Source organism: Candidatus Neomarinimicrobiota bacterium, from assembly GCA_018647265.1.
GTDB lineage: Bacteria > Fidelibacterota > Marinisomatia > Marinisomatales > TCS55 > TCS55.
In genome coordinates this window covers 1-15,959 of the sequence record JABGTK010000027.1, presented here as the reverse complement: position 1 = coordinate 15,959, position 15,959 = coordinate 1, and the positions used below count along the sequence as shown (strand labels likewise).

Annotated in this window: 10 protein-coding genes and 1 pseudogene; all 11 read right to left on the bottom strand. The window is 40.9% G+C overall.

What is annotated here, in order from left to right; genetic code table 11:
* A partial coding sequence (locus HN459_02065; protein ID MBT3478225.1) for an amidohydrolase family protein occupies positions 1-1,257 on the bottom strand: 1,257 nt, incomplete at its 3' end.
* Positions 1,258-1,320: 63 nt separating this feature from the next.
* Positions 1,321-2,139, bottom strand: coding sequence for a glycosyltransferase (locus tag HN459_02060; GenBank protein MBT3478224.1), 819 nt, complete (start codon positions 2,137-2,139; stop codon positions 1,321-1,323).
* A 2-nt stretch (positions 2,140-2,141) separates the two neighbouring features.
* Entirely contained in the window at positions 2,142-5,348 is a 3,207-nt protein-coding gene (locus HN459_02055; GenBank protein MBT3478223.1) for a DUF4981 domain-containing protein, read from the bottom strand.
* A gap of 10 nt (positions 5,349-5,358) precedes the next feature.
* Positions 5,359-6,240, bottom strand: coding sequence for a nucleotidyltransferase (locus tag HN459_02050; GenBank protein ID MBT3478222.1), 882 nt, complete (start codon positions 6,238-6,240; stop codon positions 5,359-5,361).
* 31 nt (positions 6,241-6,271) lie between these two features.
* Entirely contained in the window at positions 6,272-7,321 is a 1,050-nt protein-coding gene (locus HN459_02045) for a GHMP kinase (protein MBT3478221.1), read from the bottom strand.
* 56 nt (positions 7,322-7,377) lie between these two features.
* A complete protein-coding gene (locus tag HN459_02040) occupies positions 7,378-9,114 on the bottom strand; it encodes a Na+:solute symporter (protein ID MBT3478220.1) in 1,737 nt (578 codons plus the stop codon).
* 24 nt (positions 9,115-9,138) lie between these two features.
* The gene (locus HN459_02035; GenBank protein MBT3478219.1) at positions 9,139-10,497 is read right to left on the bottom strand and encodes a Gfo/Idh/MocA family oxidoreductase; all 1,359 of its coding nucleotides are present in this window, start codon (positions 10,495-10,497) and stop codon (positions 9,139-9,141) included.
* A gap of 82 nt (positions 10,498-10,579) precedes the next feature.
* Complete coding sequence (locus HN459_02030) at positions 10,580-11,767, bottom strand: glucuronyl hydrolase (protein MBT3478218.1); 1,188 nt, start codon at positions 11,765-11,767, stop codon at positions 10,580-10,582.
* A 2-nt stretch (positions 11,768-11,769) separates the two neighbouring features.
* Entirely contained in the window at positions 11,770-12,813 is a 1,044-nt protein-coding gene (locus tag HN459_02025; GenBank protein ID MBT3478217.1) for a proline racemase, read from the bottom strand.
* Positions 12,814-13,047: 234 nt separating this feature from the next.
* A pseudogene (locus HN459_02020) lies at positions 13,048-13,416 on the bottom strand (DUF559 domain-containing protein).
* A gap of 111 nt (positions 13,417-13,527) precedes the next feature.
* Positions 13,528-15,552, bottom strand: a complete 2,025-nt coding sequence (locus tag HN459_02015; protein MBT3478216.1) for a hypothetical protein — start codon at positions 15,550-15,552, stop codon at positions 13,528-13,530.
* Positions 15,553-15,959 lie beyond the last annotated feature (407 nt).

The following is a 15,959-nucleotide window of genomic DNA, read 5'->3' as shown; positions in this document are numbered from 1 at the left end:
TTGCAACAATTCCATTTCTTCAACAAACCCAAATCCATAAAGTTTATAAATGAATCCACTATCAGAACCGGTAGTTACTCGGCCACCAGCATTTTTGTATTCATTTAAGAATTGCATCCATACTTGGTAGAATTTTTTCCATGCAATTTCATCTGCGGTAGTCCAATTGAACCAATATGATCCGTGGGCACGTCTGCTGGGTGCGTAATAATCCCACTGGGATGGGAGAGTATATATATCGTGCCAATCCGCATTTCGGGCCATCATCACATTGCGACCGGCGGCATAAATATTCATGGTGGGGTCCATGGTCATATCCAATTCAAGCAATTCTTTTTTAAGTGATTCCCACTTTCCGCCATTAGGCGTCACCAAACTCCATTGGCGTGCCACTTGACCGAAACGGTGCTGTTCATTATTGTAATTCATATCTACCGGCCAGGGTTGAATATCGTGGTTTTCATACATGGATTCAAAAAGACCGTAATAATGCGTTTGAGTACCGAGACCTAGTCGAGCTGCATCAATGGTATTCATCCGAGCCACGCCAGTTTGAGCCAAATGAGCAGTGGTGCCCAAATTGTTCTTGATAGCTTCATCAATAAGGGCAGCCATGATTCGTGGTTCGAAAGCACCGAGCTTAAGTCCATCTACACCTTTTTTGGCGGCGTACTTCACCCATTTACGGGCTGTTGCCGGATCGTTTATGGAACCGCCCTTCCAATCCTTCCCTTGCCCAGGACGTTGATATGCCCAAATTCTAGGGGCAGTAATTTCATTTTTGGCGGAGCGCTTCTTTTCACTAAGACTAAATTCAAGGGAACCGAGTCCAACTCCGCGGACGGTGGTAACACCATGGGCCAGCCATAATTTATAGACATATTCCGTTTCAGGCGCTTTTTGGGGATCACCTGCATGGGCATGCATATCTACGAACCCCGGCATGACATATGATCCATGGGCATCAATTTCATAATCGCCAGCTTTGGGACGGCGCTCATCATTGATGGGCACACCAGGATATCCCACGCCACTTACAGAAGTTATTTTGTTACCTTCAATTACAATATCTACCGGTCCCCGAGGTGGCGCGCCTGAACCGTCAATGACGATGGCACCGCGAATCACCAATCGTTTAAATGGACCTTCCCCTTCAGCCCGATCCGGTCCCGGCAAGATTGATTTCGGTTTGTCTTGAGCAACAAGGAAAATGGATATAATATAAAATATAATGGATGTCCGAAATAGACGTCTCATAACAACTCCTTTTTTTTATTGGTATCCCCTCTTCAGAGAATCAAAAAATGTCCAGTAATATAATCACGCAACAGATGACAATTCATCAATCCTTTTTAATGATTGTTGGTAATCTTCAGTTCGTCCCCTTTTAGCCGCACCTTTGGCGTATATGTTCAACTTATGAATGAGCATGTTTACCATGGATTGCTTTTGTTTTTCGCTAAAATAAGATTCTATCAATTTTTCTAAAACGCGAATATGATGGAATTCAATTCCTTCTTTCACATTAGAAAGTTGATCCTCATGGCCACCGTATTTTTTGACTAATGATTCTTTCAAATACAAGACCAAATATTTGGCTGTAATCCGTAGCCAAAGGTCATAATCCTCACAAACTTGGAAGGATTCATCAAAATATCCAACTGATTCAAATATTGATTTGTGGATCAATAATGTAGATGGAGAAATACGGCACTTATCCAGACACTGCTCAAAAATATATCCCCCATATTTCTGATGTCCCTTTTTTTGGTTCACCCTAACACCATTCCGAATCCAGTTTTCTTCCGAATGACAAAATTTTATATCTGGATTCCTTTGAAGTGCTTCAACTTGCTTTTCCAGTTTATTAGGAAGCCATTCATCATCAGAATCAAGGAAGGCAGTCCAATCATATTCGGCTGCGTTAATCCCTGTGTTTCTAGCGGCGCTAACCCCTTGCTTAGGTTGAATGATTAATTGAATAGATGGGTAACTTTTCTGAATCCATTCACTAGTCCCATCTGTAGAGCCGTCATCTACCACAAAAATTTCCGCTGGTAGAAGGGATTGATCCATGACCGACTGAATCGCTCGGCCTAAAGTATGCCGTCGATTATATGTGGGAATAATTACCGATATTTTCAACGATGCTTTGCGGATTCAACCAAGTTAGTTTCTGAATTAATTGGTCTCAGAGTAAAATCAAATGAATATGATTTCGCCGGCAGTTGATGCTTATCCAATGGCTGTGCGCCCCAACTATTTCGTCCGCCCACACCCATTTGTTTATAGTCAATGTGGAGATTTACAAAGTCGCCCGGCTTCATATCATCGGTATGCCATTGCTGTTTTGTCGTTCGGATATTTCCCGTAGAAGATGCATTGGCCGAACCAACATTACCATTATCCCAATCCCAAAGACGAAAATGACTAGCATTGATAGAAAGGGAATCACCAATAACCATTAATCCGTTGCCTTCTTTATTGCTGAGGACAGCCCAGCGTACATCTGTTTTATTTCCATTCTCCTGAGGACGTACATACGGATGGTATTGATCAACGACCTTACCATTAAATAAATCTACCTTTGTGCTGGATTTTCTATCCCAATAACTCTCGTGAGGCCCGCGACCAAACCAGGTTAATTCATCATATTGTTGAGGCAATTCCATCACCATACCCAATCGAGGAAGGTTTGGTAAATCCTCTTTCTCCAGCTCAATACTATGTTTCACTTGGATATCTCCATTCCCCTTGATTCGGTATTCGGTTTTTCCCCATGATTCAAGTGACGGATAATTGTTTATAACAGTAACCATATACTCACTACTATTGATGGATTTTGATGATACAGATTTAACTTGAAAGTCTGTGCTTGCAGACCGCCATACTCCCAATCGATTTGGTACTTTACTGCCAAAATCGTTATCGATTGGTGCACGCCAGAAATTGGGTTGAAGCCCTTTCGAGACTAAGTTTTTTCCACCCACATTCCATTCAGAAATTCTGCCAGTGTTCTTATCCCAACTAATGGAAAACCAATCGCCGGATACTAAAATAAACTGATCAGATTCATTGGCTGTTACGCTCCCTTTTGAACGAGCGGATTCCGATTTATTAGCTTGAGGTAGCTTTAACTGATCCCAAGCGACTAAAAAGTCTTTTGGAATAAGGTCTGTTCTTTCCTTGGTGAAAAACTGAACTTCTAAAAAATATTCCGTGTTGGGTTTATCGAATACTTCCTTCGCAGGAATGGTCACTTCCATGGTGTCCTGCGGTCCAATAATCATATTTTTCAATTCACCTTTTTCAAGCACTTTCCCATCGGCTTTCACTTGCCAAACAATTTGGTAATCCTTCGAATCAATAAAAAAGTTTTCATTGATTAATTGCACTTTAAATTTGGCTAAATCAACCGGTTCTACCCAAAAATTCTGATACACCTTTTTTGCTTCAAAAAAGTGAGGGTTCGGTTTTCGGTTTGGTTGAATCAAACCATTGATGAGGAAATTGCCATCACTGGGTGTTTCTGGCGGACCGTAATCACCACCATAAGTATAATAGATTTCACCATCTTCTGTCTTTTCGGCTAACCCTTGATCCACCCAATCCCAAATAGCGCCCCCCTGAAGGTGTTTATTGGCGCGGATGGCATCCCAATAATCCTGCATACCGCCTAGACTGTTCCCCATGGCATGCATATATTCGCACAAAATAAGCGGTCGTTCCCTTGGCACTGAAGCCCACTCTACAATGCGGTCAATACTGGTGTACATGGGTGTGTATATGTCCACATGACTGTTCTCCAATGCCCGTTCATAATGGACTGGCCGAGATGGGTCGCGATCGTGGATCCAATCGGAACCGGCCACGAAATTCACCCCATCACCGCCTTCATTTCCCATGGACCAAATGATTACGGAAGGTCTGTTTTTATCTCTCTCAACCATTCTTTCGATTCGTTTAAGGTGTGCTATCTCCCAAGACGGTTTATTGCCCAAGGTTCGATCTGGATGATAGCCTATACCGTGACTTTCAATGTTGGCTTCATCAATGACATAAAGACCATATTTATCGCACAATTCATACCAATAAGGATCGTTGGGATAATGGGATGTTCGCACAGTATTGAGGTTGTACTGTTTCATTAGTTTGATGTCTTCTTCCATGGATGCTCGACTAATAACGTGCCCTGTATTGGGATCATGTTCATGGCGGTTCACACCTTTAATCAGGATGGGTTGGCCATTCACCAATAACTGTCCGCCTTTAATTTCTACTGTTCTAAAACCAATCTTATCTGTGATTACTTCCAAGACATTATACCCTTTAGAAAGAGTAATAGTTAAGTCATAAAGATTGGGCGTTTCTGCCGTCCAGGGAGACACATCCTTAATTGTTTTATTCACTGAATATTTTTGGGATCCTGGTAACAGCTTCAACCGTCTTGAATGAGAATAAATTTTTCTCCCATTTATATCCCTCAATTCTACTTTTAATTTTGTAGACTGAACATATTCCAACCCATTTTCTAGCGAGAGGTCTAAAGTGAATTCTCCATTTTTATAAGATGCATCCATGGGTGTTTTAGCCCAGAAATCCGCTATACGGACTTTAGGTTCGGCATAAAGGTAAACATCCCGCTCGATGCCACTGATGCGCCAAAAGTCCTGGCATTCTAAGTAAGTTCCATCGGACCATCGATACACTTGAATCGCCAATAAGTTTTCACCCGAATTCACATAGTCCGTAATATCGAATTCTGCCGGAAGCTTACTTCCTTGACTATAACCAACCTGTTTCCCGTTAATCCACAAAAAGAATGCGGATTTTACTGCGCCAAAATGGAGGACAATCCGACGGTTATCCCAATCGTCTGGTATATTGAAATCCTCGCGATAAGAACCAACCGGATTATAATCATCGGGCACATCCGGTGGTTGAGGGTCCCGGGTGAATTCGTAAGGCTGATTAACATAAATGGGAATCCCATAACCATTTATTTCCCAATTGGCAGGGACGGGGAAATCCACCCAATCAGAATCATCATAATCTGTTTTGTAAAAATCGGTAGGACGGTCGTTGGGGTTACGGACCCAATTGAATTTCCATTCTCCGTTTAAGGATTGATAATATTGAGAATTTGAAGGATTGCCCGTTTTGGCAACCTTCATCGATTCATATGGGAAAAACGTGGCACGTGCCGGCTCCTTATTTATCTCAACTATGGATGGATCTTCAATCTCTGCCGGGTTTTGCGCTACCAAAACAGAAATAATTGTAAAGACGCAGCCACGCCTCACGGAGGGTAAACATGCTGCAATTCTACAGAAATTTGTACGATTCATTTATTTGTCCTTAAAACAGTTGTTGTGGATATGCTCCCATATCCACCAGTTTTTGTATTTCGCCTACGACAAAGGCTTTATCTTCTTTATACGTAACACCAAACCATGATGCAGCGCTACTGAGTATATGAACATCTTCCTGTCCACCTTGGATCAATTCATTCACCACAGATGGAATCAAATATTCACTTTTCATTTCGGATCCTTCAGCTTTTAAAAAATCCACAAACTTGTCCTGTAAATAACTAAAAAGAACTGGTGTGAATCCCCACATATTCATGGATACCGGCTCACTTCCATCCAATGCTAAATCACGATTGGACGAAACACCGTTCTCAACTTTTTGTAAATCGCTTGTTTCAACTACTGTATCCAACTTTCCTTCTTTCACAGTACACAATCCCCGTGTAACTCCACCAAAAATAGAAAGTGTATTCTCCAGTCGAAAGGTAACCATGCTGAATTGATTTGCACCATCATTATAATAATCAGCTACAGTTTTGAAAGATTCCCTTCCATAGAAATCGTCACCATTGATGGCGGCAAATGGTTCGTTGATCAAATCCTTAGCAGATAAAATTGCCTGCCCTGTGCCCCATGGCTTTACCCGGCCCTTAGGACATGTATATCCACTGGGCAGATCATGGATATCTTGGAAAGCAAATTCAACTTGAATCTTGCCACCATATTTATCCGTTACTTGGGCTTTGAATTGATCTTCGAAATCTTTGCGAATGATAAATACTACTTTGGTGAAACCGGCCGCGATCGCATCATAAACAGAATAATCAATAATTGTTTCGCCATGAGGTCCTACCGCGTCCAGTTGTTTGAGTCCGCCATAACGTGACCCCATACCGGCGGCCATGACTAAAAGTGATATATTGGGCATGATTTAAATTTCCTTAAAATAATCAAAGAAGTTAATCAATTCTTGTTCCTAAGTCAGAATTAATAAAAAAAGCTTCCCCCCCTACTTCTTCAATCGCTTCTGCAACTTCCTCAGGATTGTCCGGCGCATAGACAAACATACATCCACCACCGCCAGAACCATTAATTTTTCCACCCAGAGCGCCGGCATCTAAGGCCGCATTCATCATAGCTTCGATTTTGGGTGTACTAACTTGAAGCACATCCCTTAATACTGAATGATGTTCTGTTAACAATTCCCCAATCAATTGATGATCTGGATTGTTTTTTTCTAATTCCGGTAATGCTTGTTTTAATAAATCTCGATTTTGGATCGTGCCTCGGTATAATTCAACTTCATCTCGATTGAGATCAGACAGATCAGCATTTTCATCTAAAGAATGAAATGTTAAATCTGGATTTTTAACTTTTAATTTTTGAAGCATTTCTAATCGTGAATCGCGACATCTGCTCAAAATCCCCATAGTGTTTTTGGGATCACATGAATCTCCCAAAACAAAAGAACCTAAATTCGGATTTAATGATCGAATAGAAATTTTAGGTTCCGATTTTAAATAAATAAGATTCCCCATGGCGGTTGAATATTGATCCATCATACCTCCAGGCTCATCAAATTCAGTCACTTCTGCTTTATAGGTCAATTCACCAATTTTCTGTTGATTCCAGTTTGGTGGATTATCCGCCATTTTAGATAAAAAATGAATCCAGCTTACGTTAATAGCCGAGGAAGAACTGGTTCCGGCGCGGATGGGAATATTACTGGTAATCTTACACTCGAATCCGGATGAAAAAGTAAGTCCTTCATTTTGACAAATCCGAATTCCACTTTTGAAATAATCCCGCTGTTTTGTATAATTCAAATCATCTAATGAAAATAATTCAGTTTCACCCAAATCCGGTTTATGGATAATGACTTCTTTACCTTTTTTCTTATCCCCTTTTATTATCGCCCGTAGAGAAATCGACATTGCTATGACGGGGAGACCGAGATAATCCTGATGCTCGCCAAAAAAACAAATCCGACCGGGAGTAGAGATTCTCATGTATCGTAATGGATTATGGTGTAAACCCGATTACGTTTGTACGAGAACACATTTGTTTATTTTTCCCACACTTTAAACAATCCAACAGAAGCAATTATACCCAATCCAACAATAAAAAGCCCACTTCCAGTTTCGCCATAGATGAATTGCCCTATACCTAGCAAAAAGCCATAAACTGCCGTACAACCCAATACCATGGATAAAATTCCTTTCGGTACTGGCCATGGTTCACTGGAAACGCCATCTGAATATTTTTCCCAACCAGGGCCGCCGGGATTCACTTTCTTCACAAAATTCCGTAGAGTTTCTTCATCATCTGGTGGCGTGACATAAGTAGCCACAATCCAAACTATAGTCGTGAGGATGGCCCCAATCACAATTTTTTGCCATCCTTCTAAAGCTGAATCACCAAAATTGAAATATCCCGCTATTATGATGGAACTGATCATTGCAACAATCTCAGTATAAGCATTAATCCGCCACCAGAACCACCGTAGGATGTATATCAATCCTGTGCCGGCACCAATCATCAGAAGCAGGTTAAAGGCTTGCCCTGCGCTTGTGAGCATCAACCCAAGGCCTCCCCCCAATATAATTGAAATAATTGTGAATAATCTGCCCATCTTTACCAATTGTTTTTCTGATGCAGATTTGTTGATAAATCGGTGATAGAAGTCATTCACCAAATAACTCGCCCCAAGATTTAATTGGGTACTCATGGTACTCATAAATGCTGCAATAAGTGATGCTGCTACAAGCCCCAGCAATCCTGAAGGTAATAAAGTCAACATAGCAGGATATGCTACATCGTGACCCAACTTATCTGCAGGCAAATTAGGAAATGCTTTTTGGATATCACTCAGTTCAGGAAAAACAATAAGTGAAGCAAGGGCAATCAATATCCACGGCCACGGACGGAGTGCATAATGGGCCACATTAAAGAAGAATGTAGCGGCTACAGCATTTTTTTCATCTTTGGCAGAAAACATCCGTTGGGCGATATATCCGCCGCCACCGGGCTCTGCACCGGGATAATAACTGGCCCACCATTGGACAGCCAATGGTACAAGCAGAACAGGCACCCATGCATTGGGGTCAGAAAGATCGGGAATGAGTGAAAGTTTGTCTGCAACATTTGCATGGGAAATCAAGTTAGAAAGTCCGCCAATTTCAGGCAAACCGAGAATATAAAGCATTCCCCAAATGGAACCTATCATAGCCAAGGCGAATTGAACAAAATCTGTAATAATGACTGCTTTTAAGCCGCCCAACGTGGAATAGGCCAACGTAATGGAGCAGGCAATAGTTAAGGTCAACCACCCAGGTAACCCTAAAACAATTTCACCAAACTTAATGGCGGCTAAACTTACCGCACCCATCACCAAAACATTGAAGACCAATCCCAAATATAAAGCACGGAATCCTCGTAAAAATGCCGCCGGTTTTCCGCTATACCTCAATTCATAAAATTCTATATCAGTTAACACATCTGAACGGCGCCATAGTTTGGCATAAACAAAAACAGTCAGCATGCCCGTAAGCAAAAAGGCCCACCAACCCCAATTTCCGGATACACCATTCTGTCGCACGAGGTCCGTAACCAAGTTCGGCGTATCGGTGGAAAATGTTGTGGCCACCATTGAGACACCCAAAAGCCACCAAGGCATATTCCGCCCTGCTAAAAAGAAGGATTTTGTATCCTGACCAGCCTGTCTTGAAACCCAAAGGCCTACGAATAATGAAAGGGCGAAATATGCGCCAACGATTGTCCAGTCTAATGAAGATAATATCATGGTGATTTCTCTATTTAAATATTTTTAATACCGATCATCCAGCCCAAAGATGGGTTTATTTGTTTTCCACTTTCCCCGTGTAAAATCGGGGATCTTCACCGATGTACTATCCAATCGAATTGATTTTTCTGACAGCGGAACAATCACACTCATACTGACTGCATCATACACATCAATCACTGGGGTTTGATCGCCTTTTAATGCTTCAACAAAAGCTCTTACAACAAAGAAATCCATACCACCATGGCCGGCACCGGATGCTTGATCTTCAAACTTTTTCCACAGCGGATGATCGTACTTTTTCAAATATTCCTCATCAGATTCCCAGCGATGGGCTTGGGGACTCGTACCTTCGATATAAATAGATTTATTATCTTTCATCCAAATGCCTTGTGTCCCTTGAACGCGAAAGTTCAATGAGTACGGTCTAGGTGAATTGGTATCATGGCTTAACATAATGGTCTGACCATTGGCGCACTTAATCACCGTAGTCACCACATCACCTAATTTGAAATCCACTTTTGCGTTGGGATGATCTTCTCCCCCATTTTCAACCACATATTTGTGGAGGCCTCGAGATTGGGTCGCCGTGGAAGTCAGATGGATCATTTTATTTCCACGATTAATGTCTAACATGGGACTCACTGGCCCTAATCCATGGGTTGGATATAAATCAGCATTTCTATCCACCGAATGCTGCGTTCGCCATTTGGCTTCAGAAAATCCTTTTTCACCGAATTCCACTCCGCCGCCGTAAGCACCTTCGCCATTATTAAATTTCACATGGCGAAGGTCATGTTGGTATCCGCCTTGGCAGTGAAGTAATTCACCAAACAATCCCTGGCGAACCATATTGAGGACGGCCATAATATCCCTGCGATAATTTACATTTTCCATAATCATACACAGTTTGCCGGTCTTTTCAGATGTATTCACCAAGTCCCAACATTCTTTTACCGTGAGGGCTGCCGGCACTTCTGTCCCGACATGAAGGCCATTCTCCATGGCTGCCATTGCCATGGGATGGTGCCATTCCCAAGGGGTGGCAATATATACCCCATCTAAATCTTCTTTCGCCACCATATTGCGAAAATCCTCGGGACCATCTTTATATATTTTGGGAACGGGTCGTCCTTGCTTGGCAAAAACTTTTAGCACCATTTCTAACATACGGTCGTCAATATCGCAAATTACAGGAATATCTACATCGGGACGATTGAGCAGTAACCCAACCATACCTTGGCCCCTAAATCCAGTACCAATAACCCCAATCTGAAGTTTGCTTGATGATGATCCGAATAATGATGTTGGCATCATTGATGCGGCTGCGCCAGCAATGGCTGTACTTTTAATAAAATCTCTTCTATTCATTGGTGATTTCATAATGAGCCTTTCAAATTCTCAAATAGTTGAACAATATAGGGAATTAAATTTTTACCAGTTATACTTTAGTAAAAAGAAATATTTAATTAAATGTAAAATTTTTATTCCGGACTTGGGCTTCAAGGAAATAATAATCTGCATAGTTTAATGGTTTATCCACTTCTGCGCCATGAGGGATACTACCAACTGCATGCTTCAAAAGGAAATTTCCGTTAGACCCAACTTTGGCCAAATAGGTACGATTAGATAAGTTATGCAATTGCTCTTGTGCTTTTTTAAGGTATGGATTTCCTTCATCCCCAAGGTGTTCGCTCAATTCAAAAAGAGCAGAACAAATAATTGCAGCAGCGGAAACATCTCTTGGCTCCTCCGGAATATTCCCTGCATTAAAATCCCAATAGGGTACGAGATCATTCGGAAGATTTGGGTGATTCAAAATAAAATCAGCAATCTTTTTTGCTTGATCTAAAAACCGTTTATCCCCAGTTTCACGATAGGTCATGGTAAATCCATATAGGCCCCATGCTTGTCCTCGAGCCCACGCGGATGATCTGGAAAAACCTTGATGGGTGAAATTTCCCCAGACTGCTCCTGTTTCCTGATTATAATCCACTACGTGATATGAACTGTTGTCAGGCCTAAAATGGTTTTTCAATGTTGTTTCTGCATGGGAAACAGCAATGTGATAATAGATTGAATCTCCACTTAATTTTGTTGCCTTGAATAACAATTCAAGATTCATCATGTTGTCAATAATAACTGGGTAACCCCAAATGTGCTGATTGAAATCCCAGGAACGAATACATCCCACATTGGGGTCAAACCGTAAAGCTAATGTCTTGGCACTTTGAATCAAAACATCAACATAATCAGGGTTTTGGGTCAAACGGTAGCCATTCCCATAACTGCAATTCATTTTAAAACCAATATCATGGTTAATGTTTTTAAACTGCTGTTCCGCCATATTTACCGTAAACCTCTGTGCTTCATTTCTCCATTTCTCGTCATCGGTAAGCTCATACAAGTACCATAAACTTCCGGGCCAAAATCCACTGGTCCAATCGTCTGTATTCACTAATTTTGTTGATCCATCATCATTCAGTGTCCGCGGATGGCCCAAAGAATCACCAACAAATTCAATCAATTGACCGTATTGTTTTGTGGATGTTTCGAGGTAATTCACTTTTGATGAACAGCCCGTTAATCCAATGGATAATAGTGTTATGAACAAGGATATTTTACTTTTTACAAATTTCACTTTATAATTCATTTTTATCTTAAAATAAATCCATCTTTTAAAGGATCGTCCGGATTAATCCAAAATGTATTCTTCCCCGTGATAAAAGCATTCCCGTTCACTTCCGGAATGACCGCATCATATTTTCCAAATGATGTTACTTCATCCACCTTCACAGAAAATGTTGAACCGATTATACTTTCGATGGTGATGGGTTCTCCCACACTAATTTCACCCCTCGCATAATGGATGGCCGCACGGGCACTTACACCAGTTCCTGTCGGACTTCGATCCACTTCCCCTTCGGCAAAAATGCAAACATTTCGGCTGTGGTGATTTGGGTCTTCTGGCGGTCCCGTAAAAATGGTGCCGTATAAAAAGTTCATATCCGGTTCTGTAGGATGATCCATTTTTACACTTTCTACAATGGCACGTTTGATTATCATTCCCTTTTCAATTAATGCTTGTTGGTGGACTTCCGTACAATCCAAACCAACCTGATCCACATCCACAAAAGCATAGAAAGCGCCGCCAAATGCTAAATCATATTTTATCTTTCCCAAACCCGGGACATCGATTTCAGAATCCATTTTTTGAACAAATGAAGGAACATTCTGAAACCGAACACCGGTGACTTTTCCATTTTCAATTGCTGCGACTGCTCGGATAAACCCCGATGGTACATCCATTTTGACTTCTGTCTCTGGTTTGGTCATTGGGATTAGACCGGTTTCAACGATTACTTTTGTTAATGCGATAACAGCATGGCCACATCCAGTGGAATATCCTTCATTATGGATAAAGATTACACCAAAATCCGCACCGGGAGTATCTGGCGCAACGATTATAGCGCCATACATATCAGCGTGTCCCCGAGGTTCCCACATGAGCGCCTTGCGAATATTATCATGATTATCTCTCGCGTCGGCTCGCTTTTCAAGGAGTGTATTTCCCGTGAGTTCGGGATAGCCACTCAAGATGATCCGTAGTGGTTCACCGCCAGTGTGTGCATCGATGGTTTGAATTTCTTGCCAATTTTTTGGCGGGGACCAGTTCTTGAGTTTTAAAATTTTTATCATCTTTTTATTATCATTTCACTTTTGTAAACCGAGGTAAAGCTTCACAAAGAGAACTCGAAAATACACTAATACGTGAACTAATTCCCATTTGGTAAGGGGCTTCATTATTTAAATATCCCTCCCCGCCTGAATGCCAAAGGCGGGCAGGTAAATCTCCCTTTGACAAGGGGCACATTGATTTATGATATCCCTCTAAATCTCCCTTTGACAAGGGAGACCTGATGGGTCTTGCCCCTAATTTTTGTTTGATTCATGAATTTCAATCCATTCTACTATCACTTGGTAAACTCCATCCATATTTTCTTTGACCTCATTATCAGGAATCCTCAAGAATTCTATCCCTAAATTTTCAATTTTAGATTGTCGCTCTTTATCTTCAACTTCTTCACCAATATGACTAATGCCATCAATTTCAATGACCAAATCCAATTTGGAACAATAGAAATCAACAATATAGTCTAAGATTGGTTTTTGACGATAAAACTGATAACCCCTCATCCGTTTTTATTTGAGTTCATTCCACAATAACACTTCCGCTAAGGTAGAGTTATTTCTAAGGTTTCTTGCAAGCTGCTTCAATTCAGGATTATAATACATTTTCATCCAGACAAATAAAAAGAGCCCCTATTAATCCCCCGTTCTAAAGGGGGCTTGGGGGATATCAATAATATTGATGCTCTTTTTCAAATAGACAATCCTTCGCAAAACTGAATATCATTTATCTTCGACGTAAAAATAGTTAGCCGGAATCTGCATCTTTTCAATTCCCGGTCCGGACCATTCAACCATTAAATATTCCTGACCGCCCCGTTCAAAATATTGCAATTCAATGGGATGTCTTCCTTTTTTCAATTGGATAGTTTCTACGAAGGTTTTTCTGGCATGGAGCCCGTCATTATCAATTAGTATTTTATTATTAATCAATAATCGTGACCCATCATCCGAGGTAGTTTCAAATTGATATTTTCCACTTGTTGAAATTTCGATAAACCCTGAATAGATATAACCAAAATTGTCTTTCTTATCTGTATCAAACGAAAAATTGTACACTGTTTTTTCCGACACAACGTCTGATTTTAGCATTCCGTCCAGACTATCCCAAGCACCTTCATAGTATTGTCTATTTAATCCATTCTTCTTGGTTAATAAGACAATTGGTGTGGACACAACGGCGCTGGGTTGATATCCTTTTTTAAAGGCTTGAACATTCATAATCGAATTTTTTCTAACATTAAATGGCCTTTTATATTTCTTTCCTTTTTTTGTATTTAATGGCTGACCATTAAAACTATACCGCAGATCCACACCTTCTTGATCTGATGCAAGTGTCACTTTAGTTTTGGATTTGAATGTCTGGTTTTCTGATATAACGATCTTTGGTTTTTCCAAATAGGGTGTGACAGGAATTTTTAATGTATAAACGATTGATTCATTCGGGGAAATTCTCGAGAGATCAATTTTTAATCCGCCATTGGTGTTTTCCCAAGAAAGTCCCTTTTCCTGTCCCAACATGAAGACAGGCGTATCACCATTTGCTACAACAGATGGTATCGTTATCTTATTTCCTGAAAGGTTATCTACAAATGCATAAAGTGTTCGGCGGTCCTTGGATAATGTGAACTGCACTTTGCCATCATCAGTTCGTGTAATCCTATTTACCGTTGTGCCATAGATTGCTTCGCCATTGACGTCCAACCATGCACCAATATCGAGCAAACGGTCCGACATTATTTTTGGAATTGTACCATCAGATTTTGGTCCAATATTCAAGAGAAGGTTTCCGCCTCGGCTCACAATATCCACTAATAGTTTAATCAGAGCTTCGGAAGTCATATAATCTTCCGGCCCCTCATTCTGGTTATAACCAAATGACATACCAATTCCACGGCATTCTTCCCATCCACGCTCGATGAATTCTTCATTCATTGAACCAGAGTTCGGATCATATTCCGTGGAATAATACCCACCGTGAGTGAAACGTGTATCACTTCCCCAACGATCGTTCACAACCACATCCGAGGGCGCGTCAGATTCGTTATAAAGCCACGCCAAAGCCTCTTCACTGCGCCATTGATCACTACCCCTATCCCATTCACCATCAGAAAAAATGATTGATGGTTTATATCGCTGCACCACATCCTTGAATTGAGGCAGCATATAGTCATTAACATAAGTCTTTACATTGGATGGATATAGTGGACTATCCCATTCGTAGAGCGAATAGTAAAACCCCATTTTAACATCAGTCTTTCTCACTGCTTCTGTTAGGTCTCCCAGCAAATCGCGTTTTGCACCTGATTCACTTGAATTATATCCCTTACTTTGGGGATTAGGCCAAAGGCAAAATCCGTCATGGTGTTTGGATGTTAATACCACATATTTGGCACCGGCATTTTCAAATAAGGTTGCCCATTCATCAGGATTATATTTGTCAGCTTTAAAAAGGTCTGCAAATCCACGGTAAGGAAAATCTACGCCATAATTTTCTTTATGGTATTCTAACCGCAATGAATCTCCCCTGTTTATGCCATTGAGGTACCATTCTGCATAACTGCCTTTTGGTCCCCACGCGGGTACAGAATACAATCCCCAGTGGATAAATATGCCAAATTTCGCATCCTTGTACCATTGCGGTGTCGGACGCGAATCTAGAGATTCCCAGTTGGGTTCGTAGGATTGGGCCATAAGGCCCGTTATAAATAAGAGAATTGCGATCTTTTTTAATCTATTTTTCATCATGTTGATTTTCTTAGCCCATGGGAAAAACTACCCCATAGCCAAATAGGTTTAAGTGTTAAAGATTATGGTAATTACTACACCGAACATTAATACAAGAAAACTTTAGAGGGTAAATACTTATTTTATTTCTTTTGACCCAACTTATAAGACCGAATAACTTCGCATTAGGGAACTGATTTTTTCTATTCTATAATTAAATATACAACGTAACTTTATAACCAATTATTTCCTTAACCCGCTAAACGTAATATTGGGTTTATTGGGAAGTTCATTCGCAATCCGCTTCGCTACTTGCGAATGAATGTGGTGCGCTGGGCACTGCCCTTCTTGTCCGCAAAGCGGACGGCGAAGAACAGCACTGTAAAACCAATAGAATATCTGAGTAAACTCAAATTCAACTGTCTTTA

Bases quoted from the DNA above. Each gene is read 5' to 3' on its own strand.
- HN459_02015 (MBT3478216.1), bottom strand. From the start codon at position 15,552: ATGATGAAAAATAGATTAAAAAAGATCGCAATTCTCTTATTTATAACG.
- HN459_02045 (MBT3478221.1), bottom strand. From the start codon at position 7,321: ATGAGAATCTCTACTCCCGGTCGGATTTGTTTTTTTGGCGAGCATCAG.
- HN459_02030 (MBT3478218.1), bottom strand. From the start codon at position 11,767: ATGAATTATAAAGTGAAATTTGTAAAAAGTAAAATATCCTTGTTCATA.
- HN459_02035 (MBT3478219.1), bottom strand. From the start codon at position 10,497: ATGAAATCACCAATGAATAGAAGAGATTTTATTAAAAGTACAGCCATT.
- HN459_02050 (MBT3478222.1), bottom strand. From the start codon at position 6,240: ATGCCCAATATATCACTTTTAGTCATGGCCGCCGGTATGGGGTCACGT.
- HN459_02055 (MBT3478223.1), bottom strand. From the start codon at position 5,348: ATGAATCGTACAAATTTCTGTAGAATTGCAGCATGTTTACCCTCCGTG.
- HN459_02040 (MBT3478220.1), bottom strand. From the start codon at position 9,114: ATGATATTATCTTCATTAGACTGGACAATCGTTGGCGCATATTTCGCC.
- HN459_02025 (MBT3478217.1), bottom strand. From the start codon at position 12,813: ATGATAAAAATTTTAAAACTCAAGAACTGGTCCCCGCCAAAAAATTGG.